A 23423-nucleotide genomic window follows, 5' to 3' on the forward strand; every position below is an offset into this window, starting at 1 on the left:
CTCCTGTGCACGCCGAAGGGCGTCCCCACGCGCGCGTGGGGACGCCCTTCGTGCACGGGTGCGGTCAGCCGGTGTTGCGCAGGCCCGCCGCGACACCGTTGACGGTCAGGAGCAGCGCCCTCGACAGCAGCGGGTCCGGCTCCTCGCCGGCCGCCGCCTCGTCGCGCTGTCGCTTGAGCAGCGCGACCTGGAGGTAGGAGATCGGGTCGAGGTAGGCGTCGCGGATGGAGAAGGTCTGCTGGAGCACCGGGTTGGTGTCGAGCAGCTTCTCGCCGCCGGTGATGCGCAGCACCTCGCGCACGGTCAGCTCGTGCTCGGCCTCGATGACGGCGAACACGTGCTTGAGCTCGTCGGGGACGAGGGTGTCGACGTAGTGGCGGGCGATCCGCAGGTCGGTCTTCGCGAGGGTCATCTCGACGTTCGAGAGGAAGTTCCGGAAGAAGTGCCACTGCTCGTGCATCTCGTCGAGCACGGTGTCGAGGCCCGCCTCGCGCAGTGCCTTGAGGCCGGAGCCGACGCCGAACCAGCCGGGCACGATCTGCCGGGACTGGGTCCAGCCGAAGACCCACGGGATGGCGCGCAGTCCGTCGAGCGAGACGCCCGAGCCGGGGCGGCGGGAGGGCCGCGAGCCCAGGTGCAGGTCGGCGAGCTGGTCGACCGGCGTGGAGGCGAGGAAGTACGTCGGCAGGTCGGGGTCCTCGACGAACTTGCGGTAGGCGGAGTGGGCGGCGTCGGAGACGACGTCCATCGCCGCGTCCCAGCGGGCGAGGGCCTCGTCGGACTGGCGCGGCGCGGTGTGCAGGGCGGACGCCTGGAGGGTCGCTGCGACGGTGAGTTCCAGGTTCTCGCGGGCCAGCGAGGGCACGAGGTACTTGTCGGAGATGACCTCACCCTGCTCGGTCACCTTGATCTCGCCCTCCAGGGTGCCCCAGGGCTGCGCGAGGATCGCGTCGTGCGAGGGGCCGCCGCCGCGGCCGACGGTGCCGCCGCGGCCGTGGAAGAGCCGCAGCCGTACGCCGTAACGGTGGGCGACGTCGCGCAGCCGGCGCTGGGCGCGGTGGATCTCCCACTGCGAGGTGGTGATGCCGCCGAACTTCGAGGAGTCGGAGTAGCCGAGCATGACCTCCTGGACGTCCCCGCGCAGCGCCACCAGACGGCGGTAGGACGGGTCGGAGAGCATGTCCTCCAGGATGGTGTCGGCGGCCTTGAGCTCGTCGGTGGTCTCCAGCAGCGGCACGATGCCGATCTTCGCCCAGCCGGCGTGCAGGTCGAGCAGTCCGGCCTCGCGGGCGAGGACGGTGGCGGCGAACACGTCGTCGGCGCCCTGGCACATCGAGATGATGTACGACTCGATGACCTCGGGGCCGAAGATCTCCAGGGCCTTCCTGACCGTCTCGAAGACGCCGAGGGTCTTCTGCCCGGCGGCGTCGAGCGGCGCGGGGGTCGGGGCGAGCGGGCGCCGGGACCTGAGCTCCTTGGCGAGCAGCTTGGCGCGGTAGTCGCGCGGCATGTCGGCGTAGCGCCAGGACTCCTCGCCGAGGCGGTCGAAGAGCTGGCCGAGCGCGTGGTGGTGGGCGTCCGCGTGCTCGCGCACGTCCATGGTGGCGAGCTGGAGGCCGAAGGCGGCGAGGGTGCGGATGGTGCGGTTCATCCGGCCGTCGGCGAACAGGCCGCCGCGGTGCTCGCGCAGCGAGGTCTGGATGAGGGTGAGGTCGCGCAGCAGCTCGGCGGTGCCGAGGTAGTCGCGGCCCGGCTCGTGCGCGGTGCCCTTGGCGAGGCGCTGCTTGGTGTTCTCCAGCTTCTGCCGGATGCAGGTGGCCTTGAGGCGGTAGGGCTCCTCGGCGTTGAGGCGCTTGTAGCGGGGGCTGATCTCCGGGAGGAGTTCGAGGTCGCTCCGCAGGGAGTCCAGGAGCTCCTCGGTGGCGCCGGTGTAGCGGATGGAGTTCGACAGGAAGCCGCGCAGCTCGTCGATGAGGTCGAGGGCGTCGTTGATGCCGTGCTCGTGCTGGAGGATCAGGACGTCCCAGGTGACGGCGGGGGTGACGTTCGGGTTGCCGTCGCGGTCGCCGCCGATCCAGGTGCCGAAGGTGAGGGGCCGGGTCTCGTCCGGGAGGACGACGCCGACGCGCTCCAGCTCGGAGGTGAGGTCCTCCAGGACGTCGCCGACGGCGCCCGCGTGGAGCTCGTCGAGGTAGTAGATCGCGTTGCGGGCCTCGTCGGCGGGTTCCGGGCGGACCACGCGCAGCTCGTCGGTCTGCCACACCAGGTCGATGTTCTCGGCCAGCCGGATGTCGTAACGGCGGCGGTCGGACTCGATGACCGGGGTTTCCAGGAGGGCCGCGATGCGGCGCAGCTTGTTCAGGACGGAGCGGCGCGCCGCCTCGGTGGGGTGGGCGGTGAAGACCGGGCGCACGTTGAGGTTCTTGACGGTCTGCCTCAGGTGCTCGGGGTCGGCGTCCTTGAGCCGGTCGGCCGTGCGGGCGAGGAGCCCGCCCTCGGCGGCCCGCCTGGCGCCCAGCTCGCGGCCTCGGTGGACCTGCTCGGTGACGTTGGCGAGGTGGAAGTAGGTCGAGAAGGCGCGGACCAGCTTGGCCGCGGTCTCCAGTTCGGTGCCGCGCAGCAGCTCGGCGGCGGCCTCGCCGTCCTCGCGGGTCAGTCGGCGGACCTTTTCGACCAGTTCCAGCAGCTCGGGGCCTTCCTGGCGGACGAGCGTCTCACCGAGGAGGTCACCCAGTCGGCGGATGTCGGCGCGCAGCTCGCTGCTGGTCGTCGTGGTCTGGTCGTCGGCACTGCTCACAGGTGCGGCTCCTTGCAGTGTTGAAGCTCGTCTGAAGAGTGGGGAATCTCGTTCGAAGCTCGTCTGGGAGGGAACCCGGGTGGCGACCGCGCGGCGGGTGCCGCTTAGGGACGTGGCATCCGGGAAGAAAACAGAACGGACCGCGCTGTCCGACCGACTCCAAGGATAGGTGTCCATGCGGACGCGCAGGCTCACGGGCTCTTGCCGCCGGGCTACGCGCTGCCATACTTACGACGCCGTAGGTTACGCAACCGTAGGGACTCCCGTCAGACGGCGGGGGGACTCTCGGATGCCGGACCCGGCTCTTCTCCTCACCCTCGAACCCCACAGGGGACGCCCATGACCACGAGCTCCGATGTGATCGACGACGCCCCGGAGGCGAACGACTCCCCGCTCCCGTCCGCAACCCTGGGCGGCGAGCAGAAGCGGTCACTCGAACAGATCACGCTTCTTCTCTTCATCGCCGTCCCGTTCCTCGCGCTGCTCGCGGCGGTGCCACTGGCTTGGGGCTGGGGGGTGAGCTGGCTGGACCTCGGTCTGCTGGTGTTCTTCTACTACCTCGGCTGCCACGGCATCACGATCGGTTTCCACCGGTACTTCACGCACGGTTCCTTCAAGGCGAAGCGGCCCCTGAGGATCGCTCTGGCGATCATGGGTTCGCTGGCCGTCGAGGGGCCTCTGGTGCGCTGGGTGGCCGACCACCGCAAGCACCACAAGTTCTCCGACGCGGAGGGCGACCCGCATTCGCCGTGGCGTTTCGGGGAGACGGTCCCGGCCCTGATGAAGGGCCTGTGGTGGGCCCACATCGCCTGGATGTTCGACGAGGAGCAGACCCCGCAGGAGAAGTACGCGCCGGATCTGGTCAAGGACCCGGCGATCCGTGCGATCTCCCGGCAGTTCGTCTTCTGGACGGCGCTGTCCCTGGCCCTGCCGGCGCTGATCGGCGGTCTGGTGACGATGTCGTGGTGGGGCGCCTTCACGGGCTTCTTCTGGGGCTCGCTGGTGCGGGTGGCGCTGCTGCACCACGTGACCTGGTCGATCAACTCGATCTGCCACGCGGTGGGCAAGCGCCCGTTCAAGTCGCGTGACCGTTCGGGCAACGTGTGGTGGCTGGCCGTGCTCTCCTGCGGCGAGTCGTGGCACAACCTCCACCACGCGGACCCGACGTCCGCTCGGCACGGCGTCGAGCGCTGGCAGCTGGACTCCTCGGCGCGGATCATCCGCTGGTTCGAGCAGCTCGGCTGGGCGTACGACGTGCGCTGGCCGTCACGCTCCCGTATCGATTCCCGCCGGAATACGGACGGGGCGGGCTCCCGGCGCAAGACGGAAACCGCCGACGCGGCATGATTGACGGCGTGGCGACCGACTCCAGCACTTCGAGCAGCAACGACAAGCCGCGGCGTGCGCGCCGCACCCGCATGACCGGTGCCGAGCGTCGTCAGCAGCTGCTGGAGATCGGCCGCACCCTGTTCGCGGCCAAGGGTTTCGAGGGCACGTCGGTGGAGGAGATCGCGGCCAAGGCCGGCGTCTCCAAGCCGGTGGTGTACGAGCACTTCGGCGGCAAGGAGGGCCTGTACGCGGTGGTCGTGGACCGCGAGATGCGGCGGCTGCTGGACATGGTGACCGGTTCCCTGACCGCCGGGCATCCGCGGGAGCTGTGCGAGCAGGCCGCCTTCGCCCTGCTGGACTACATCGAGGAGTACACGGACGGCTTCCGCATCCTGGTCCGCGACTCCCCGATCCCGCAGTCGACGGGTTCGTTCGCGTCGCTGATCTCGGACATCGCCACCCAGGTGGAGGACATCCTGGGCCGGGAGTTCAAGAGCCGCGGATTCGACCCGAAGCTCGCGCCGCTGTACGCGCAGGCGCTGGTCGGCATGGTCGCCCTGACGGGCCAGTGGTGGCTGGACGTCCGCAAGCCCCGCAAGGCGGAGGTCGCGGCGCACCTGGTCAACCTCGCCTGGCACGGTCTGGACGGCCTGGAGCCGAAGCCCCGTCTGATCGGGCACCGCAAGTCCTAAAGGGGACCGGGGCGGGGGCCCGAGCCCCGCCCCGGTCCCGCTCGCTCAGCGGGGTTCGAGGAACTCCAGACGGTTGCCGACGGGGTCCTCGGAGTAGAAACGCCGGTGGCCGGGGAGGTCGTCGTCCCAGGTCACGACCGCTCCCAGAGCTTCCAGGCGGGCGGCGTACGCCGTGATGCCGGTGACCCGGAGTCCGGGGTGGGCCTTGCGGGCGGGCCGGAAGTCGTCCTCGACGCCGAGGTGCAGCTGCACCGGCCCGGCCGTGAACCAGCAGCCGCCGCGGGCGGCGAGCACGGGCGGCTTGGGCACCTCGGTCATCCCGAGGACGCCCACGTAGTACGCGCGCAGCCGGTCCTCGGCGCCGGGCGGGGCGGCGAGCTGGACATGGTCGACGGCGGCGAGCATCAGCGGGCCGTCCGGGCGACGGCGAACAGGCGGCGGAAGGGCAGGACCGTGCCGTACGGCTCGGCCGGGTAGGCGTCGCGGAGCAGCTCCCGGTACTCGGCGACGAAGGCGTCCCGCGCCTCCGGTTCGTCGGCGAGGGCGGTGAGCACGGGGCGCAGGGCGGTGCCCTTCGCCCAGTCCAGGACCGGGTCCTCGCCCGTCAGCTGCTGCATGTACGTCGTCTCCCAGACGTCCACCGCGCAGCCGAGGCGGGCCAGCCGGTCCAGGTAGACGAGCGGGTCGTGGACGGAGTCGTCGGGGCGCAGGAGGCCGCCGAGGTGCTCCTTCCAGCGGGCGCTGCCGGCGAGTTCCCGCAGCAGGGCGTGCAGGGGCGCGTCGAGGTTGTTCGGTACCTGGAAGGCGAGGACGCCGCCGGGGGCGAGGGCGTCGAGCCAGCCGGGGAACGCGTCGAGGTGGCCCGGCACCCACTGGAGCGCCGCGTTCGAGACGATCAGGTCGTACGTCTGGGTCGGCGCCCAGTCGGTGAGGTCCGCGTGGGCGAAGTCGAGCAGGCCGCCGCCGGCCGTGGCGCCCGCGTACTCCTTCGTCCTGGCGAGCATCTCCGGGGAGTTGTCGTAGCCGGTGATGTGCGCGTCCGGCCAGCGTCCGGCGAGCTGGACGGTGACGTTGCCGGGGCCGCAGCCGAGGTCGGCGATGCGGGCCGGTTCGTGCGGGAGGGCCGGGACCCGGGCGAGGAGGTCGGCGAAGGGCCGCGCGCGGTGCTCGGCGTGACGCAGGTACTGGCTCGGGTCCCAGGTGGGGGTGGTGCCGGCAGTCATGAGGGCCTCCTCGGAACGACGGTCGCAAGAACGGCGGCCGGACCCGGCGGCCGGGCCCGCGGCGGACCCCCGATCGCCGCGGCCGCGGGGCCGTCCGGCACCGCGGGGCGCCCGGCCGCCTGCCTCCACCCTCACATCCAAGATATCTCGACGTCAAGAGACTCCACATCAAGAGACTTCATGTCGACACAACCACTACACTGATCGTCATGGAGGACGAGGTCGATCGGCTGGTCGCAGCGTGGCGCCGGGAGCGCCCGGACCTCGACGTGGAGCCGCTGGAAGTACTCAGCCGGGTGAGCAGACTGGCCCGGCACCTGGACCGCGCACGCCGACTGGCGTTCTCCGAGCACAGCCTGGAGCCCTGGGAGTTCGACGTCCTGACCGCGCTCAGGCGTGCCGGATCGCCCTATCAGCTCTCCCCCGGACAGCTGCTCACCCAGACCCTCGTCACCTCGGGCACGATGACGAACCGCATCGACCGGCTGACGAAGAAGGGCTTGGTGGAGCGCCTCCCCGACCCGAGCGACCGCAGGGGTGTGCTGGTACGCCTGACGGACGAGGGCCGCGACCGGGCGGACCAGGCGCTGGCGGGACTGCTGGAGCAGGAGCGCGCGATCCTGGCGGAGCTCAGCAGGACCCAGCGCGGCGAACTGGCGGGACTGCTACGCCAGTTGACCGCCCCGTTCGACAACATCCCCGGCTAGGTCGACGGGCCCGACGCCGGCCCGGCGGGCGAGTGCCACGGCGGCCAGCGTCGAGTGCACGCCCAGCTTGCCGAGGACGTTCTGCATGTGTGTCCGGACGGTGTGCGGCGACAGGAACAGCCGCTCGGCCACGGCCTTGCGCCCCAGCCCGGCCACCATGCAGCGCAGCACCTCACGTTCGCGGGGCGTGAGCGACTCGACGAGCCGCTCGCTCTCCGTCCGGTGCTTGCGCGCCGCGGTCAACTCCCGCAGCACGCCGGTGAGCAGGGCGGGCGGCAGGTGCGTCTCGTCGCGCAGCACTCCGCGGATGACGGTGAGCAGACGCGACAGGGAGCAGTCCTTGGCGACCCACCCCGAGGCGCCCGCCTGGAGCGCGAGCGCGGCGCGGCGCGGATCGTCCTTCTCCGCCAGTACGACGGTGCGGACGCTCGGCTGCCCGGACCGTACGCCGGCCACGAGCGAGATGCCGTCGACGATGCCGTCCTCGTTGCTCTCCTGGACCTGCACCGCCGGACGCATGCCGGGCAGATTGCCGCCCAGGTCCGCGTCGACGAGCAGTACGTCGAACCGGCGTCCTTCCGCCGCCGCGCGTTCCAGGCAGCGCAGCGCGGCGGGGCCGCTGCCCGCTGCGGACACGTCGACGTCGGGCTCGGCCGCGAGTGCGGCAGCGAGCGACTCGGCGAAGATGCGATGGTCGTCGACGACCAGTACTCGGATGCGAACCACTGAAACCCCCACTGTCGGGGGACGACCGGTGCGGGTACGGCGCCCGAAGTGATCCCGGACCGCTTCCGGTCCGGAAAGCAGGGTGCCTCAGCCGCACGGCCGCCGCCGTGCTGGAAGTGCTACCCCCACTTCGGGCGTCGTACCCGACTGTCTCGCCCCCTGATCAGCACCGGCCCCCACCGGTGCTGTTCATCAGGGTAAGGCGAAGGGCCCGGAGCGGAAGGTAAATTGCAGAACTGGTTGGCCAGCGCGTTTATGGTGAGTCTTATGTTTCGTATCGAGACAGGAGACGACAAAGACCGGCGGGATCTGCTCCGCCGACGTCTGCTCGACACCAACACGCGGGCGTCTCCCGTCCTCCGCGCCCTGCGCGGAACCCCTGGTGAACGGGAAGTTCCGCTCCACGTCTGGGCCTTGGACGCCGACGGCGCACTCGCCGGCGGACTCGTCGGCCACACCTGGACGACGTGGCTGCACGTGACCTACCTGTGGGTCGACGACCGGCACCGCGGCGCCGGACTCGGCTCGCGCCTGCTCGCAGAGGCCGAGCGGCTGGCCGGCGACGAGCGCGGCTGCCGCGCGGCCCGCCTGGAGACCTGGGACTTCCAGGCCCCCGGCTTCTACCGTCGCCACGGCTACGACGTGGTCTGCGTGATCCCCGACTATCCGCCGGGCGTCACGGAGTACACCCTGACCAAGCAACTGGCCTGACGGCAGCGGGTTCCGGCCGGACGGACCGCTTCGCGCGGCCCGCCCGGCGTCCTCGCTCAGACCAGGCGGCGCGCCCCTGCGGACGGGACCGCCGGGAAGACCCGCGGAGCGGTGTACCCCGCGGCGGCGAAGGCCTCGGCCACCGCCTTGGTGACCGTGTCCACGTCGGCCGACTCCACCAGGACGACCGCCGACCCGCCGAAGCCGCCTCCCGTCATGCGGGCGCCCAGCGCCCCGGCCGCGTTGGCCGTCGCCACCACGAGGTCCAGCTCCGGGCAGGAGATCCGCAGGTCGTCCCGCAGGGAGACGTGGCCTTCGGTGAGGACCGGCCCGATCGCCCGGACATCACCCGCGTCCAGCAGGGCGATGACCTGTTCCACCCGGTGGTCGTCGGACACGACGTGCCGGACGTAGCGGCGGACCCGCTCGTCGGACAGCCGCGCCAGCGCCGCGTCGAGGCCGGTGTACGGCACGTCCCGCAGATGGGAGACGCCCAGCTGCCGCGCGCCCTCCTCGCACCCTTCACGCCGCTCGGCGTACGCCCCGTCGCCCAGGGCGTGCTTCACCCGGGAGTCGACGACGAGCAGTTCGAGCCCCTGGGCGGCCAGGTCGAACGGGACCTGGCGGATCGACAGGTCCCGGCAGTCGAGGTGCAGGGCGTGCCCCTCGGTGCAGCAGGCCGACGCGGTCTGGTCCATGATCCCGCAGGGCACGCCCACGAAGTCGTTCTCGGCCCGCTGCGCGAGCCGCGCCAGCTCCGGTCCGGTGAGACCGAGTTCGTACAGGTCGTTGAGGGCGAGCGCCGTCACGACCTCCAGCGCCGCGGACGAGGAGAGGCCCGCCCCGGTGGGCACGGTCGAGGCGAGATGCAGATCGGCGCCGCCGACCGCGTGCCCCGCCTCGCCGAGCGCCCACACCACACCGGCCGGGTACGCGGCCCAGCCCGTGTCGGACAGCGGGACCAGCGCGTCGATGTCCAGCTCGACGACCGGCCCCTCGATGTCCGCGGAGTGCAGCCGCAGCACCCGGTCCGCGCGCCGCGACACGGCCGCCACGGCCGTGTGCGGCAGCGCGAGCGGCATGACGAACCCCTCGTTGAAGTCCGTGTACTCGCCGATCAGGTTGACCCTGCCGGGCGCCGCCCAGACACCCTCGGGTGCGGCGCCGTACAGCTCTTCGAAGCCCTCGCGAACCCCCACCTACTGCTCCTTCGACCTGTTCTGTGCGAACTCCCACGCGTCCGCGACGATCCCCGCGAGATCCGCGCGGGACGGATTCCAGCCGAGGTGCTCCCGGGCGGCCTCGGCCGACGCGACCAGCACCGCCGGGTCGCCGCCGCGGCGCGGCGCCACGACCTCGGGAATGGGGTGGCCGGTGACCTGGCGCACCGTCTCGATGACCTCGCGGACGGAGAAGCCGTTGCCGTTGCCGAGGTTGCAGATCAGATGCTCGCCGGGGGTGGCGGCGGCGACCGCCAGCAGATGGGCCTCGGCGAGGTCGGCGACGTGGATGTAGTCGCGGACGCAGGTGCCGTCCGGCGTCGGGTAGTCGTCGCCGTAGACCGAGATGGCGTCGCGGCGGCCCTGGGCGACCTGGAGGACGAGCGGGATGAGGTGCGACTCGGGGTCGTGCCGCTCGCCGCAGGAGCCGTAGGCGCCCGCCACGTTGAAGTAGCGCAGGGAGACCGCGCCGAGTCCGTGCGCCGCCGCCTCACCGGTGATCATGTGGTCGACGGCGAGCTTCGAGGCGCCGTACGGGTTGGTCGGCCGTGTGGGCGCGGTCTCGACGATCGGGGTCCGCTCCGGCTCGCCGTAGGTGGCGGCGGTGGACGAGAAGACCAGCTTGCGGACGCCCGCCTCACGCATCGCGGCGAGCAGCGCCATGGTGCCGCCGACGTTGTTGTCCCAGTACTTCTCGGGCTTCACGACGGACTCGCCGACCTGCGAGAAGGCGGCGAAGTGCAGCACGGCGTCGTACGAGGAGTCCAGCCACTTCGCGGCGTCGCGGATGTCGCCCTCGACGAAGGCGGCCCCGGCGGGCACGCCCTCGCGGAACCCGGTCGAGAGGTTGTCGAGGACGGTGACCTCGTGCCCGGCCTCGACCAGGTGCTGCGCGACCACGCTGCCCACATAGCCCGCGCCGCCGGTGACCAGGTACTTCCCACTCATGAACTCGCTACCTCTCGCAGTCGCTGGGCCGCGGTCTCCGGCGGCACGTCGTTGATGAACACGCTCATGCCGGATTCGGAACCCGCGAGGAACTTCAGCTTGCCGGAAGTGCGGCGGATGGTGAAAAGCTCGAGGTGGAGCGCGAAGTCGTCCCGGTTGACGCCGTCGAACTCCTCCAGCGGGCCGAACGGCGCCTGGTGCCATGCGGCGATGTACGGCGTCGGGGGCTCACCTTCACCGAAGATCCGGTCGAAGCGCCTCAAGAGTTCCAGATAGACCTGGGGGAATTCTGTGCGCGCGTCCGCGTCGAGGCCGAGCAGGTCGGGGACGCGACGGCGCGGATACAGGTGGACCTCGTAGGGCCAGTGCGCCGCGTACGGCACGAAGGCGACCCAGTGGTCGCTCGACAGGACGACCCGGGAGCCGTCGGCGAGCTCACGCGCGACGACCTCGTCGAAGAGGTTCTCGCCGCCGGTCGCCTCCTTGTGCGCGGCGAGCGAGCGCAGCATCAGGGCGGTACGCGGGGTGGTGAAGGGGTAGCCGTAGATCTGCCCGTGCGGGTGGCCGAGGGTGACGCCGATCTCGGCCCCGCGGTTCTCGAAGCAGAAGACCTGTTCGACGGAGGAGAGATGGGACAGCTCGGCCGTGCGGTCCGTCCACGCCTCCAGGACGAGACCCGCCTGCTCCTCGGTCAGATCGGCGAAGGAGGCGTCGTGGTCGGAGGTGAAGCAGACGACCTCGCAGCGTCCGGAGTCGCCGGCCAGGGAGGGGAAACGGTTCTCGAAGACCACGACGTCGTACGAGGAGTCCGGGATCTCGCTCAGTCGCTCGCCCTGGGAGGGGCACAGGGGGCATTCGTCGGCCGGCGGGTGGTAGGTGCGGCCCTGGCGGTGCGAGGCGACGGCGACGCTGTCGCCGAGCAGCGGGTCGCGGCGGATCTCGGAGGTGGTGACGGTGCGCTCCAGCGGACGCCGGTCGACCGCGTCGCGCACGGTGTCGTCGCGCAGGTCGTAGTAGATGAGCTCACGACCGTCGGCCAGTCGGGTCGAGGTCTTCTTCACTTCGGACTCCCCAGTCGAGCCACCGAACCTTCAAACAGAACCCAACATACCAAAACACAAGTCACCACAGCCGTCAACATCACAATCAAACAAAGAGCACCATCAGAAGTGTTCAATTACTGAACACGGAGGCGTAGGTTCCGCTCAGGTTCAGTTCGCGCAACGAAGCGAGTACGCATGCAAACCCCCACACATACCCCCACAGAACTGGCGGCGGGGCTACGGCTTCCCACCAACGGGCTCGATTACGCGATCATGGCGATCTACTTCGCCGTGGTTCTCGGCATCGGCTTCGCCGCCCGCCGCTCGGTGAAGACGACCCTGGACTTCTTCCTGTCGGGCCGGTCACTGCCGGCGTGGATCACCGGCCTGGCCTTCATCTCGGCCAACCTGGCCGCCACCGAGATCCTCGGCATGGCCGCGAACAGCGCCCAGTACGGCGCCTACACCGTCCACTGGTACTGGATCGGCGCCATCCCCGCCATGGTCTTCCTCGGCCTGGTGATGATGCCCTTCTACTACGGCAGCAAGGTCCGCTCCGTCCCGGAGATGCTGCTGCTCCGCTTCGACAAGTCGGCCCACCTGCTGAGTTCGATCCTGTTCGCCTTCGCGGCCATCCTGATCGCCGGTGTGAACCTCTACGCCCTCGCGATCGTCGTCGAGGCACTCCTCGGCTGGCCGCAGTGGGTGGCCATCCTGGTCGCCGGCTTCTTCGTACTCGCCTACATCACGCTCGGCGGCCTGTCCTCGGCGATCTACAACGAGGTGCTCCAGTTCTTCGTGATCCTGGCGGCCCTCATCCCGATCGTCGTGCTCGGCCTGAAGAAGGTCGGCGGCTGGGACGGTCTGACCGACTCCCTCTCCAAGACCCACGGCCACGACTTCGTCACCGCCTGGGGCGGCACCGGCATCGGCAGCGCCAACCCGCTCGGCGCCAACTGGCTGACCATCGTGCTCGGTCTCGGCTTCGTCCTGTCCTTCGGCTACTGGACCACCAACTTCGCCGAGGTGCAGCGCGCCCTGTCCGCGAAGAACCTCTCCGCCGCCCAGCGCACCCCGCTGATCGCCGCGTTCCCGAAGATCTTCATCGTCTTCCTGGTGATGATCCCGGGCCTGGTCGCCGCCGTCCTCGTGCCCAAGATCGGCACCCCCGGCTCCGACCTCCAGTACAACGACGCCATCCCCTACCTGATGCAGGAACTGCTGCCCAACGGCGTGCTCGGCATCGCGGTGACCGGTCTGCTCGCCGCCTTCATGGCCGGCATGGCCGCCAACGTCTCGTCCTTCAACACGGTGTTCACCAACGACATCTGGGCGAAGTACGTGGTCCGGGGCCGCGAGGACGCGTACTACGTGCGCTTCGGCCGCCTCATCACCGCGATCGGCGTGGCCGCCTCGGTGGGCACGGCGTTCCTGGCGTCGTCGTTCTCGAACATCATGAGCTACCTCCAGACGCTCTTCTCCTTCTTCAACGTGCCGATGTTCGTCGTCTTCATCGTCGGCATGTTCTGGAAGCGCGCCTCCACCAAGTCCGGCTTCTGGGGCCTGCTCGCCGGCACCGTGACCGCGATGGTGAACTACTTCGTCCTCTACAAGCGCGGCATCATCGACATCCCCACCGACCAGGGCGCCAACTTCGTCTCCGCGATCGCGGGCTTCGTCGCCGGTGCGGTCGTCATGGTCGTCGTGTCTCTGTTCACCGCCCCGAAGCCGGAGGAGGAGCTCCAGGGCCTGGTCTACGGCACCCGCTCCCCCGGCATGGAGGAACCTGCCGCCCCCGGGGACGACGCCTGGTACCGCAAGCCGGCCCTGCTGGGCTGGGGCGCAGTGATCATCGCGGCCGCCTGCTACATCCCGTTCTCGTTCTGATCGCGGGAGGATTGAGACATCATGACCGAGCATTCCGGACACTCCGGGTTCTCCGAGAAGGACGTCCAGCGGGAAGTCACCGAGCTGGAGGGCAAGTCCGCCACCGCCGCCCGCATCTTCGACCTGCGCCGCATCATCGGACTCCTGTTCGTGCTCTACGGCCTCATCGTCGGGATCACCGGCCTCACCGACTCCGACGCCGCCATCGAGAAGGCCCAGGGCGTCAACATCAACCTGTGGACCGGCCTGGGCATGCTGCTCCTCGGCCTGTTCTTCCTCGTCTGGCTGAAGCTGCGTCCGACGCCGCCGCCGGCGCCCCACGTCCTGCCCGAGGAGCAGGACAGCGAGTAGCGTCCGCGTACGGGGCTGGAGTTCTTCGGGACTCCGGCCCCGTACCGCTGTAGGCACCCCCTGCCCCGTCCACCGAGAAGGAGCGCACCCCTCATGACCACGCCGAACGCCACCGACCGGCCCGTGAAGCTCACCGTGAGCGTCCTCGGCACCGGGATCATGGGGGCCGCGATGGCGCGCAGCCTCGCACGGGCCGGACACACCGTCCGGGCCTGGAACCGCAGCCACGACAAGGCCGAGCCGCTGGCCGCCGACGGCATCCACGTCGCCGGCACTCCCGCCGAGGCGGTCCAGGACGCCGAGGTCGTCCTCACCGTGCTGTACGACGGTGCCGCCGCCCTCGATGTCATGCGGCAGGCGGCGCCCGGCCTGCGCCCCGGCGCCGCCTGGGTGCAGTCGACGACCGCGGGCATCGAGTCCGTCCCCGAGCTGGCCGGCTTCGCCCGCGAGCACGGACTGGTCTTCTTCGACGCGCCGGTCCTCGGCACCCGTCAGCCCGCCGAGGCGGGGCAGCTGACCGTGCTGGCGGCGGGCCCGGCGGACAGCCGCGACACCGTGACGCCGGTCTTCGACGCCGTCGGCTCACGCACCGTGTGGACCGGCGAGGACGGCGCGGCCGGCAGCGCGACGCGCCTCAAGCTCGTCGCCAACAGCTGGGTCCTCGCGGCCACCGCCGCCAGCGGCGAGGTCCTCGCCCTGGCGCAGAGCCTGGGCGTGGACCCGCACGGCTTCTTCGACCTGATCGCCGACGGCCCGCTCGACATGGTCTATCTGCGCGCCAAGGCCGACCTGGTCCTGGAGGACCGGCTGACACCGCCGAGTTTCGCGGTCGCCACCGCCGAGAAGGACGCCCGTCTGATCGTCCGGGCCGGAGAGCACAGCGGTGTTCGCCTCGACGTGGCCGCCGCGGCCGCGGAGCGCTTCGGCCGCGCCGCCGCCCAGGGCCACGCCGACGAGGACATGGCCGCCGCCTACTTCGCCAGCTTCGACGAGCGGCGGCCCTCCGCGTAGGCCCCGGACCTCACAGGGGCTCCTCCGTCCCGCCGGGCGGGGCCGGCACCGGCCCCGCCCGGTCCAGCAGACCGGTGCGGGCGGCCAGCGCCGCCGCCTCGAGACGCGATCCCACACCCAGCTTCATCAGCACCCGCTGCACATGGGTGCGGGCCGTCGACGGGGCTATGCCCATGCCGGCCGCGATGAGCCGGGTGTCCTCGCCGTCCGCGACCCGCACGAGCACCTCCACCTCGCGCGGGGTGAGCATCTGGAGCAGCCGCTGCCCCTCGTCGTCGGGCTGGGCGGCCGGGTTGAGCAGTTCGCTGAAGGCGCCCTGGAGGAGCTGCGGGGCCACGGCCGCCTCACCCGCCCGCGCCTTCATGATCGCGCGCTCGACGCCCTCTATGCGTTCGTCGTGGCGTACGTAGCCCGACGCTCCGGCGGCGAACGCGGCGGCGATGCCCCGCGGGTTCGGCACCGGGCCCAGGACGAGGACGGCCACCTGCGGCCGTTCCCGTTTGATCTTCACCACCGGGTCGAAGATCCCCGGCTCGGCCGGTGCGGCCGTGCCGAGCAGGCACACCTCGGGTGCCCGTGTGATCACCAGCTCCGCCGCCCCCGCGGCGGGCGCCGCCGCGGCGAGCACCCGGTGCCCGCGCAGCTTCAAGGCCGAGGCCAACGCCTCGGCGAGCAATCGGTGGTCGTCGACCACCATGAGCCGCACTCCCATCAGGCAACCCCCCAGTCCCCCCAAGCATCCCCACTGGTTCCCCGTGGATTAGGAGCCCCCCGGCTCTCCATCCCCCGGAAGCTACACGCTTGTTCGACGTTGCGCTTCCCCTACTGGAGAGATGTGCCCCGGAATATCGAAATCTCTCCCATTCGGGAGTGATGAGGGGTACGCGTGCGGCCCCGCCCCTGAGCAGGGACGGGGCCGCACGGCGCGGACCGGCTCGGCTACTTGGTGCCGAAGGCGACCACCAGGTACTCCTTGTCGTCCGCGGAGGACGGCTTGTGGGCGTAGACCTGCGACATGTAAAGGCGGCCGTCACGGTAGATGAACTCGGCGTACTCCGGGAGCATGCTGGACTCCGCGTCGCGGACCGATTCGCCCGCCGGGTTCTCCAGGAGCTTGGTCTCCTTGAAGGAGGTGCCGTCGAAGGAGACGACCTGCCCGCCCTTGTCGTACGGCGGGCGCTTGTAGGCGAGGAGGTTGGTGCCGTCCATGCGCAGCGGGGTGATGGTGTAGCCGTCACCGGCGTCACCGCGCTGGCCGGTCTGCTTGCCGGTGGAGAGGTCGAAGGCGACGATCTCGTTGGTGCGGCTGTACTCCCCGGTGCCGTCGTGCTCCTCGGTCGGGATGTAGAGCTTGTCGTTGCCGACGGCGAGACCGGAGCAGTACTCGATCCGGCTGATGCCGTCGCAGCGGGCCGCGTACGTCTTGCCGGGCGCGGAGATCTTCGTGCGCAGCTTGCCGGTCTTGTTGTCGATGGAGAAGAAGTCCGAGATGCCGCTGCCGTCCCCGGCGGAGTCGCCGACGTCGGCGGCCACGACCAGCGGGTCGGTGGAGACGACGCTCGCGTACTCGATGCCGGGCGACATCTTGTACTCAGAGAGCACCTTCCCGGACTTCGGGTCGATGGTCTGGATGTGCAGCTGGCGGGTGCTGCCGTACTCGCCGCACTTGCGGACCGCGACCAGCTTCTCGCCACCGCCGTAGCCGGCGTCGTAGCAGCTGTCGGTCGGCTTGGGCGCCCACAGCGCCTTTCCGGTGGAGATGTCGAAGGCGCCGCCGCCGCTGGTGCTGCCCGCGGCGACCGTGTTGCCGCTCACGGTGACGTTGTCGATGTTGACCAGCTGGTCACCGGACTTGAGCGTCTTGGTCCACAGCTTCTTGCCGGCGTCGAGGTCGAGGGCGGCGAGCTGGCTGCAGCCGTGCGACGGATCCTCCTTGGTCGGCATGGCGGGCTCGTAGATGATCGCCGTGCGGTTGGCCTCGGTGGCGTGGCGGCTGGCCTGGCACACCGGGCCGGGCAGCTTGATCGTCCACACCTTGGCGCCGGTCTTGGGGTCGTAGCCGTCGACCTCGGCGTTGCCGCTCTTGACGTACACCTTGTCGGTGAGCCAGGAGCCGACGGTGGTGGCGCTGCTGTCGTTCTTGACGGCGGGCGCGGGCACCTGGAACAGCAGCTCGGCGCTGGTGTCGGAGGGGACCTTCTCCTTGCCGCCGGTGGAACCGCCGGACGTGCCGTCGCCCTTGCCGTCCTTGCCGCCCTTGCTGCCGCCGGACGTGCCCGCGGTGTTCTTGTCGTCCTTGCCGGAGGACGAGGCGTACCAGACACCGCCGCCGACGATCAGCGCGACCGCGACCACGGCGGCCACGATGATGACCAGCTGGCTGTTGACCTTCCGGCCGCCGCCGCCGCCCTGCGGGGCCTGCGGCTGCATCGGCATGGTCTGCTGCTGCGGGTAGCCGTACGGGGCCTGCTGGCCCGGGGCGCCGTACTGCGGCTGCTGTCCGGGATAGCCGTAACCGGGCTGGGCCGGGGGCGGCGTCTGCGGATAGCCGTACGGCTGCTGCGGCGCGGCGGGCGGAGCCGTCTGCGGCGGCGGGGGCGTCTGCGGGTAGCCGTAGCCGGGACCCTGCGCCGGCGGCGGGGGCGTCGGGGCGCCGAAGCCGCCGGGGGGCGGGTCCTGAGGTGCCCCGAAACCGCCGGGGGGCGGGTCCTGAGGTGCCCCGAAACCGCCGGGGGGCGGGTCCTGGGGCGCGCCGAAACCGCCCTGCGGGGGCTCGTTGGAAGGGGGCTGGTTCGGCGGCGGGGGCGGCGGCTGGCTCATGACGTGTGTTCCTCGGATGCGAAGGGGACGAAGGAGTGGGAGGCCCGGACGGACGGGAGCGGTGGCCGGCTCACTTGCCGTACGCCAGCATCAACTTCTCCTTCGCGTCGTCCTGGCCCGTCAGCCGGGTGGTGGAGATGTAGAAACGCCCGTCGACGTAGTCGACCGCCTTCGAGAAGAAGCCGTTCTCGATGTCCGCGGTGCCCTGCGGGTTCTGCAGCAGCGTGGTGGGCCGGTGGCCGGTGCCGGTCGTGGGGATCGAGACGATCTTCCCCCCGCCGTCGTACGACGGCTCGACGTACGCGATGAGGTTGGTGCCCTCCATCCTCATGGGCAGCATCGTCTCGTCCGCCGGGGACTTGACGCGCCACTTCTCCTTGCCGGTCTCCAGGCTGAACGCGACGACCTCGTTGGCGCCGGTCTTCGCCTCGGTCGGCAGGTAGAGGGTGTTGGCGTCGGCGGCGGTGCCGAAGCAGCCCGTCAGATCGCGGTCGAGGACGGCGTATCCGCACTCGGGCGCGAAGGAGTCCTTGCTCTCCAGCTGCGAGCGCAGACCGCCGTTGTTCTTCAGCGCGGTGACGTTGACCCGCTTCTTGTCGTCGTTGGTCATGTAGAGGACGACGGGGGCGACGGAGTAGGCGCGTTCGACGGTCCAGCCCTTGGGGATCTTCGTGGTCCACCTGACCTTGCCGGTCGCCGGGTCCAGCTCCTGAACCTCGTCGTGCTTGTTGTCGCTGCCGGCCGAACAGGACGAGACGGCCACGAGCTTGGTGCCGCCCGCGAAGCCGGCCGGGTAGCAGCCCGTGCCGTACTTCGTCTTCTCCCAGAGCTTCTTGCCGCTGCCGACGTCGTAGGCCACACCGGACATGGAGCGGCCGACCATCAGCGTGTCGCCGGTGATGGACAGTTCCACGGAGATGGTGCTGTCGAAGAGTTCACCGTCGGGGACCTTGCCGCTCCAGCCCTTGGCGCCGGTGTTCAGGTCGATCTGCTGGAGCTGGTTGCACTTGGCGCTGCTGCCGGGGCCGCTCATGTACGCGATGACGGCCTTGCCGTCGGACGTCTTCTGCGGGGTGACCGCGCAGATCTTCTGCGGCATGGTCAGCGCGTCCCAAGTGGGCTTGCCGTCGGTGACGTTGAAGGCGAAGACCTGCTTGTACGCGGCCTTCACCGCAGCCTTGTCGGTGACCCACAGGCCGGGGGCGTCGGCACCGGAACCGGGCGCGTCGGGCGCCGACTTGTACCAGAGCACCTTGGCCTCGCCCGGCTTCCGGCCCTCGTTGAGGTTCTCCGAGTCCTCACCGCCGTCACCGCTGCCGTCCCCGGGGTTGACCGGGTCGTCGGAGACGGTGGGCTTCGGGCTGTGGCTCTTGTCGGCGACGGGCTTCTTGCCGTCGTCACTGCCGCCGGCGCTGACGGCCCAGACGGTGCCGCCGACGACGAGCAGCGCGGCCACCGCGGCGCCGATGATGAGGGCGGGCCTGCCCTTGAAGGGATTCTTGGAGCCGCCGCCGGGCGGCGGGGTGCCGGGCGCGCCCGGGTACTGCGCCTGGGGCGGGTATCCGTAACCAGGCTGCTGCGGCTGCCCGTAGGGGCCGGGCTGGGTGTACGGCCCCGGCTGCTGCGGCTGACCGTACGGTCCCGGCTGGCTGTAGGGGCCGGGCTGCTGCGGGTATCCGTAGCCGGGCTGCGGGGCACCGGCGGGCGGAGTCGGTGGAGACGCGGGCGGCTGCGCGGGCGGCGGAGGCGTACCGAATCCGCCCTGTGCGCGTGGGTCCTGCGGTGCTCCGAAACCGCCCTGCGGCGGCTGACCAGGCGGCTGACTCATCAGCGCTTCCCCCTCTTCACTGATGTGGCGCCCCACCGGCGGCGCTGGATTTCCGCTCTGTCCCGGTGGATCTCAGACTGTTCTCAGACGGCCCTTTCTATCACTCTGTCGCGTACACGCAGGGGGCTGGTCCGGCCCCTGTTCCCAAGGGAGAACCGGCCTGTGATGCCGTCGTTACGCGCCTTCACGCGCCCTTCACGCCGAGCGCGCGCCGCCATCGCACAGCACGGCGGCGCTCCGCACGCCCCGGTCACGCGTCCTCGGCGAGCTCCAGCCAGCGCAGTTCCAGATCCTCGCGCTCCCCCGCCAACTCGCGCAGTTCGGCGTCCAGTTTGGCCACCTTCCCGAAGTCGGTGGCGTTGTCGGCGATCTGGGTGTGCAGCTTGGTCTCCTTCTCGGAGATCTTGTCCAGCTGCCGCTCGATCCGCTGGAGTTCCTTCTTCGCGGCGCGGGCGTCGGCGGCGGACGCCGACTTCGCGGGCGCGGGCGCGGCGGCGAGCACGGCGGCGGCCGCGGCCTCCTCCATCGTGCGGCGGCGCTCCAGGTACTCGTCGATGCCACGGGGCAGCATGCGCAGGGTGCCGTCGCCGAGCAGCGCGAACACGTTGTCCGTCGTGCGCTCGATGAAGAACCGGTCGTGGGAGATCACGACCATCGAGCCGGGCCACCCGTCGAGCAGGTCCTCCAGCTGGGTGAGCGTCTCGATGTCGAGGTCGTTGGTGGGCTCGTCGAGGAAGAGGACGTTGGGCTCGTCCATCAGCAGCCGCAGCAGCTGGAGCCGGCGCCGCTCACCACCGCTCAGGTCGGCGACCGGCGTCCACTGCTTCTCCTTGTTGAAGCCGAACGTCTCGCACAGCTGACCCGCCGTCATCTCGCGCCCCTTGCCGAGGTCGACGCGGTCGCGCACCTGCTGCACGGCCTGCAGGACGCGCCAGTTCGGGTCGAGTTCGGCGACCTCCTGGGAGAGGTAGGCGAGCTTCACGGTCTTGCCGGTGACGATCCGTCCGGCCGCGGGCTGACGCTCCCCGTCGCTGCGGGCGGCGTCGGCCAGCGCGCGCAGCAGCGAGGTCTTGCCGGCGCCGTTCACGCCGACCAGGCCGATCCGGTCGCCGGGGCCGAGCTGCCAGGTCAGGTGCTTGAGCAGCACCTTGGGCCCGGCCTGCACGGTCACGTCCTCCAGGTCGAAGACGGTCTTGCCGAGCCGGGAGCCGGCGAACTTCATCAGCTCGCTCTTGTCGCGCGGCGGCGGCACGTCGGCGATCAGCTCGTTCGCGGCCTCGACGCGGAAGCGGGGCTTGGAGGTGCGGGCGGGGGCGCCGCGGCGCAGCCAGGCGAGCTCCTTGCGCACCAGGTTCTGCCGTTTGACCTCTTCGGTGGCGGCGATGCGCTCGCGCTCGGCGCGGGCGAAGACGTAGTCGGAGTATCCGCCCTCGTACTCGTACACCGCGCCGCGCTGCACGTCCCACATGCGGGTGCAGACCTGGTCGAGGAACCAGCGGTCGTGGGTCACGCACACCAGCGCCGAGCGGCGCTCGCGCAGGTGCCGGGCGAGCCAGGCGATGCCCTCGACGTCGAGGTGGTTGGTCGGCTCGTCGAGGACGATCAGGTCCTGCTCGTCGATGAGCAGCTTGGCCAGCGCGATGCGCCGGCGCTCGCCACCGGACAGCGGGCCGATGACCGTGTCCAGGCCCTGCGGGAAGCCGGGCAGGTCCAGCCCGCCGAACAGGCCCGTCAGGACGTCCCTGATCTTGGCGTTGCCCGCCCACTCGTGGTCGGCCATGTCCCGGATGACCTCGTGGCGGACGGTGGCCGCGGGGTCGAGGGAGTCGTGCTGCGTCAGGACGCCGATGTGCAGGCCGCCGGAGTGCGTGACGCGTCCGGTGTCGGCCTCCTCCAGTTTGGCGAGCATCCGGATGAGGGTGGTCTTGCCGTCACCGTTGCGTCCGACGACACCGATCCGATCGCCCTCGCTGACGCCGAGGGAGACTCCGTCGAGCAGTGCACGGGTGCCGTACACCTTGCTGACGGACTCGACATTGACCAGGTTGACGGCCATTTCTCTCCTGCCAAGGGGGACGATCGACCCTCAAGGGTAGTCCGCGCGGCGAAGGCGCCGAGCCAGGGCTTTCCCCGTCCCCGTCGCGCTGCCCGTTCCCGGGACGCGCGGGGCCGGCGCCCGGGACCCCACGGCGGCCTCGTGCACGCACGCCGGACGGGCCGAAGCCCCGGACACCGCGGTGGTGTCCGGGAGAGCGGCTCGCTACAGGACCGTGGCGCCCGGGGCCGGGCTCTCGGTGGCGCGCACCGACCGGCAGGTGCCGGAGGCGCGCAGGGCCTCGGCGACCGCGGCCGCCGACTCCGCGTCCGCCGCGAGGAACGCGGTCGTCGGACCGGACCCGGAGACGAGCGCGGCGAGCGCGCCGGCCGCCCGGCCCGCGGCGAGGGTGTCGGCGAGCTCCGGGAAGAGCGAGAGGGCGGCCGGCTGGAGGTCGTTGGAGACGGCGCGCGCGAGGGCCCCGGCGTCACCCTTCGCGAGGGCGTCCAGCAGTTCCTGCGAGGCGACCGGCTCGGGCACCCGCAGCCCCTCGTTCATCCGGTCGAACTCCCGGAACACCGCGGGCGTGGACAGGCCGCGCGAGGCCATCGCGAAGACCCAGTGGAACGTCCCGCCGACCTCCAGGGCCCGCAGCTGCTCGCCCCGGCCGACGCCGAGCGCCGCCCCGCCCACCAGGCTGAACGGCACGTCGCTGCCCAGGTCGGCGCAGATGCCGAGGAGTTCGTCGCGTGAGGCGTCGGTGCCCCACAGCGCGTCGCAGGCGACCAGGGCGCCCGCGCCGTCCGCGCTGCCGCCCGCCATGCCGCCCGCGACGGGGATGTCCTTGGCGATGTGGATGTGGACGGCCGGGTCGATGCCGTGGCGGCGGCCGAGTTCGATGGCGGCACGGGCCGCCAGGTTCGTGCGGTCCAGGGGCACCTCGGCGGCGTCCGGGCCCGCGCAGGTGATGCGCAGCTCGTCCGCCGGGGTGACCGTCACCTCGTCGTACAGGCCGACCGCGAGGAAGACGTTCGCCAGGTCGTGGAAGCCGTCGGGGCGGGCGCCGCCGACCGCGAGCTGGACGTTGACCTTGGCAGGGACGCGTACCGTCACCGTCTGCGTCACGACTGGCCCGACTCCTCGTTCTCGGTGGTCTCGGTTTTCACGGTGGTCTCGGTGCCGGTGCCGGTGCCGCCGGGGGCGGCACGGTGCTCGGCGATACGGGCGAACTCCTCCACGGTCAGCGACTCCCCGCGGGCCTGCGGCGAGACACCGGCGGCGACCAGCGCGGCCTCGGCCGCCGCCGCGGAGCCGGCCCAGCCGGCGAGTGCGGCCCGCAGGGTCTTGCGGCGCTGCGCGAACGCGGCGTCCACCACGGCGAACACCTCGCGCCGGGAGGCCGAGGTCTTGAGGGGCTCGGCGCGCCGGGTGAGCGCGACCAGTCCGCTGTCGACGTTGGGCGCGGGCCAGAAGACATTGCGGCCGATGGATCCGGCCCGCTTCACCTCGGCGTACCAGTTCGCCTTGACGGACGGGACGCCGTACACCTTCGAGCCGGGCCCGGCCGCGAGCCGGTCGGCGACCTCCGCCTGGACCATCACGAGGGTGCGCTCGATGGTCGGGAAGGTCTCGAGCATGTGCAGCAGGACGGGCACGGCGACGTTGTACGGGAGGTTGGCGACCAGCGCGGTGGGGGGCGGGCCGGGCAGCTCCTGGACGTCCATCGCGTCGGAGTGGACCAGCGCGAACCGGTCCGCGCGCTCCGGCATGCGGGCCGCGACGGTCGAGGGCAGCGCCCCCGCCAGCACGTCGTCGATCTCGACGGCGACGACCCGGTCGGCGGCCTCCAGCAGGGCGAGCGTCAGTGAGCCGAGGCCGGGTCCCACCTCCACGACGACGTCGTCGTCACGCACCTCGGCGGTGCGGACGATCCGGCGCACCGTGTTCGCGTCGATCACGAAGTTCTGGCCGCGCTGTTTGGTGGGGCGTACGCCGAGGGCTCCCGCGAGTTCACGGATGTCGGCGGGGCCCAGGAGGGCGTCGGGGGTGGGGCTGGTCACGGACCAAGCGTACGGGGGCGGCGGGCCCCGCCGTT

20 protein-coding genes are annotated in these 23423 nt (G+C 71.1%); 7 read left to right on the forward strand and 13 right to left on the reverse strand.

Features of this window, described 5'->3' with window-relative positions; genetic code table 11:
• Positions 1 to 64 precede the first annotated feature (64 nt).
• Positions 65 to 2797 (reverse strand): phosphoenolpyruvate carboxylase, encoded by a 2733-nt coding sequence (gene ppc / locus ACSYGO_RS21100; RefSeq protein ID WP_426677751.1) that lies wholly within the window; start codon positions 2795 to 2797, stop codon positions 65 to 67.
• A gap of 339 nt (positions 2798 to 3136) precedes the next feature.
• On the opposite strand from ppc, the gene ACSYGO_RS21105 reads away from it, so the two are divergent.
• Together ACSYGO_RS21105 and ACSYGO_RS21110 are read left to right on the forward strand one after the other, a co-directional pair.
• Positions 3137 to 4144, forward strand: a complete 1008-nt coding sequence (locus tag ACSYGO_RS21105; RefSeq protein WP_426677750.1) for an acyl-CoA desaturase — start codon at positions 3137 to 3139, stop codon at positions 4142 to 4144.
• Entirely contained in the window at positions 4141 to 4818 is a 678-nt protein-coding gene (locus tag ACSYGO_RS21110) for a TetR/AcrR family transcriptional regulator (RefSeq protein ID WP_426677749.1), read from the forward strand. Before ACSYGO_RS21105 ends, ACSYGO_RS21110 begins: the two co-directional genes overlap by 4 nt.
• Before the next feature lie 45 nt (positions 4819 to 4863).
• Here ACSYGO_RS21110 and ACSYGO_RS21115 read toward each other — a convergent pair whose 3' ends face one another.
• Both ACSYGO_RS21115 and ACSYGO_RS21120 read right to left on the reverse strand, forming a co-directional pair.
• Positions 4864 to 5223, reverse strand: a complete 360-nt coding sequence (locus tag ACSYGO_RS21115) for a VOC family protein (RefSeq protein ID WP_432174224.1) — start codon at positions 5221 to 5223, stop codon at positions 4864 to 4866.
• A complete protein-coding gene (locus ACSYGO_RS21120) occupies positions 5223 to 6041 on the reverse strand; it encodes a trans-aconitate 2-methyltransferase (RefSeq protein ID WP_460387240.1) in 819 nt (272 codons plus the stop codon). Before ACSYGO_RS21120 ends, ACSYGO_RS21115 begins: the two co-directional genes overlap by 1 nt.
• A gap of 209 nt (positions 6042 to 6250) precedes the next feature.
• Between ACSYGO_RS21120 and tamR the strand changes: the two genes are divergently transcribed.
• A complete protein-coding gene (tamR, locus tag ACSYGO_RS21125; protein ID WP_095934875.1) occupies positions 6251 to 6748 on the forward strand; it encodes a MarR family transcriptional regulator TamR in 498 nt (165 codons plus the stop codon).
• Here the strand turns inward: tamR and ACSYGO_RS21130 are convergent.
• Entirely contained in the window at positions 6707 to 7474 is a 768-nt protein-coding gene (locus ACSYGO_RS21130) for a LuxR C-terminal-related transcriptional regulator (protein WP_028804901.1), read from the reverse strand. The genes tamR and ACSYGO_RS21130 overlap by 42 nt on opposite strands.
• Positions 7475 to 7729: 255 nt before the next feature.
• Here ACSYGO_RS21130 and ACSYGO_RS21135 point away from each other — a divergent pair, with 255 nt between their 5' ends.
• On the forward strand, positions 7730 to 8185 hold the full coding sequence (locus tag ACSYGO_RS21135) for a GNAT family N-acetyltransferase (protein WP_359496451.1): 456 nt from the start codon (positions 7730 to 7732) through the stop codon (positions 8183 to 8185).
• Between the two features lie 56 nt (positions 8186 to 8241).
• Here ACSYGO_RS21135 and galK read toward each other — a convergent pair whose 3' ends face one another.
• From galK to galT, 3 genes are read right to left on the reverse strand one after another with little or no spacing between them, the layout of a single operon-like run.
• Complete coding sequence (gene galK, locus ACSYGO_RS21140; RefSeq protein ID WP_426677746.1) at positions 8242 to 9384, reverse strand: galactokinase; 1143 nt, start codon at positions 9382 to 9384, stop codon at positions 8242 to 8244.
• Entirely contained in the window at positions 9385 to 10353 is a 969-nt protein-coding gene (galE, locus tag ACSYGO_RS21145) for a UDP-glucose 4-epimerase GalE (protein WP_426677745.1), read from the reverse strand.
• Positions 10350 to 11414: a galactose-1-phosphate uridylyltransferase gene (gene galT / locus ACSYGO_RS21150; protein ID WP_426677744.1), complete on the reverse strand. Its 1065-nt coding sequence runs from the start codon at positions 11412 to 11414 to the stop codon at positions 10350 to 10352. The genes galE and galT overlap by 4 nt, the downstream gene beginning before the upstream one ends.
• Positions 11415 to 11591: 177 nt before the next feature.
• Here galT and ACSYGO_RS21155 point away from each other — a divergent pair, with 177 nt between their 5' ends.
• The 3 genes from ACSYGO_RS21155 (at position 11592) to ACSYGO_RS21165 (ending at position 14645) form a co-directional block, all read left to right on the forward strand.
• The gene (locus ACSYGO_RS21155) at positions 11592 to 13283 is read left to right on the forward strand and encodes a sodium:solute symporter family protein (protein WP_426677743.1); all 1692 of its coding nucleotides are present in this window, start codon (positions 11592 to 11594) and stop codon (positions 13281 to 13283) included.
• Positions 13284 to 13304: 21 nt separating this feature from the next.
• Entirely contained in the window at positions 13305 to 13634 is a 330-nt protein-coding gene (locus tag ACSYGO_RS21160) for a hypothetical protein (protein ID WP_426677742.1), read from the forward strand.
• 93 nt (positions 13635 to 13727) lie between these two features.
• Entirely contained in the window at positions 13728 to 14645 is a 918-nt protein-coding gene (locus tag ACSYGO_RS21165; RefSeq protein ID WP_426677741.1) for an NAD(P)-dependent oxidoreductase, read from the forward strand.
• A 10-nt stretch (positions 14646 to 14655) separates the two neighbouring features.
• Here ACSYGO_RS21165 and ACSYGO_RS21170 read toward each other — a convergent pair whose 3' ends face one another.
• From ACSYGO_RS21170 to rsmA, 6 genes are all read right to left on the reverse strand, one after another.
• Positions 14656 to 15357: a helix-turn-helix transcriptional regulator gene (locus ACSYGO_RS21170; protein WP_095934883.1), complete on the reverse strand. Its 702-nt coding sequence runs from the start codon at positions 15355 to 15357 to the stop codon at positions 14656 to 14658.
• A 227-nt stretch (positions 15358 to 15584) separates the two neighbouring features.
• Positions 15585 to 17465, reverse strand: coding sequence for an outer membrane protein assembly factor BamB family protein (locus ACSYGO_RS21175; RefSeq protein ID WP_460387241.1), 1881 nt, complete (start codon positions 17463 to 17465; stop codon positions 15585 to 15587).
• Between the two features lie 70 nt (positions 17466 to 17535).
• Entirely contained in the window at positions 17536 to 19293 is a 1758-nt protein-coding gene (locus tag ACSYGO_RS21180) for an outer membrane protein assembly factor BamB family protein (RefSeq protein ID WP_460387242.1), read from the reverse strand.
• Between the two features lie 250 nt (positions 19294 to 19543).
• Complete coding sequence (locus ACSYGO_RS21185) at positions 19544 to 21349, reverse strand: ABC-F family ATP-binding cassette domain-containing protein (protein WP_426677737.1); 1806 nt, start codon at positions 21347 to 21349, stop codon at positions 19544 to 19546.
• 204 nt (positions 21350 to 21553) lie between these two features.
• A complete protein-coding gene (locus ACSYGO_RS21190) occupies positions 21554 to 22453 on the reverse strand; it encodes a 4-(cytidine 5'-diphospho)-2-C-methyl-D-erythritol kinase (RefSeq protein ID WP_432174218.1) in 900 nt (299 codons plus the stop codon).
• Entirely contained in the window at positions 22450 to 23388 is a 939-nt protein-coding gene (rsmA, locus tag ACSYGO_RS21195) for a 16S rRNA (adenine(1518)-N(6)/adenine(1519)-N(6))-dimethyltransferase RsmA (protein ID WP_426677735.1), read from the reverse strand. The genes ACSYGO_RS21190 and rsmA overlap by 4 nt, the downstream gene beginning before the upstream one ends.
• Between the last annotated feature and the right edge of the window lie 35 nt (positions 23389 to 23423).

Source organism: Streptomyces krungchingensis (assembly GCF_054729265.1).

Bases quoted from the DNA above. Each gene is read 5' to 3' on its own strand.
- ACSYGO_RS21105 (WP_426677750.1), top strand. From the start codon at position 3,137: ATGACCACGAGCTCCGATGTGATCGACGACGCCCCGGAGGCGAACGAC.
- ACSYGO_RS21110 (WP_426677749.1), top strand. From the start codon at position 4,141: ATGATTGACGGCGTGGCGACCGACTCCAGCACTTCGAGCAGCAACGAC.
- ACSYGO_RS21115 (WP_432174224.1), bottom strand. From the start codon at position 5,223: ATGCTCGCCGCCGTCGACCATGTCCAGCTCGCCGCCCCGCCCGGCGCC.
- ACSYGO_RS21120 (WP_460387240.1), bottom strand. From the start codon at position 6,041: ATGACTGCCGGCACCACCCCCACCTGGGACCCGAGCCAGTACCTGCGT.
- tamR (WP_095934875.1), top strand. From the start codon at position 6,251: ATGGAGGACGAGGTCGATCGGCTGGTCGCAGCGTGGCGCCGGGAGCGC.
- ACSYGO_RS21135 (WP_359496451.1), top strand. From the start codon at position 7,730: ATGGTGAGTCTTATGTTTCGTATCGAGACAGGAGACGACAAAGACCGG.
- galE (WP_426677745.1), bottom strand. From the start codon at position 10,353: ATGAGTGGGAAGTACCTGGTCACCGGCGGCGCGGGCTATGTGGGCAGC.
- ACSYGO_RS21155 (WP_426677743.1), top strand. From the start codon at position 11,592: ATGCAAACCCCCACACATACCCCCACAGAACTGGCGGCGGGGCTACGG.
- ACSYGO_RS21160 (WP_426677742.1), top strand. From the start codon at position 13,305: ATGACCGAGCATTCCGGACACTCCGGGTTCTCCGAGAAGGACGTCCAG.
- ACSYGO_RS21165 (WP_426677741.1), top strand. From the start codon at position 13,728: ATGACCACGCCGAACGCCACCGACCGGCCCGTGAAGCTCACCGTGAGC.
- ACSYGO_RS21170 (WP_095934883.1), bottom strand. From the start codon at position 15,357: ATGGGAGTGCGGCTCATGGTGGTCGACGACCACCGATTGCTCGCCGAG.
- ACSYGO_RS21175 (WP_460387241.1), bottom strand. From the start codon at position 17,465: ATGAGCCAGCCGCCGCCCCCGCCGCCGAACCAGCCCCCTTCCAACGAG.
- ACSYGO_RS21180 (WP_460387242.1), bottom strand. From the start codon at position 19,293: ATGAGTCAGCCGCCTGGTCAGCCGCCGCAGGGCGGTTTCGGAGCACCG.
- ACSYGO_RS21185 (WP_426677737.1), bottom strand. From the start codon at position 21,349: ATGGCCGTCAACCTGGTCAATGTCGAGTCCGTCAGCAAGGTGTACGGC.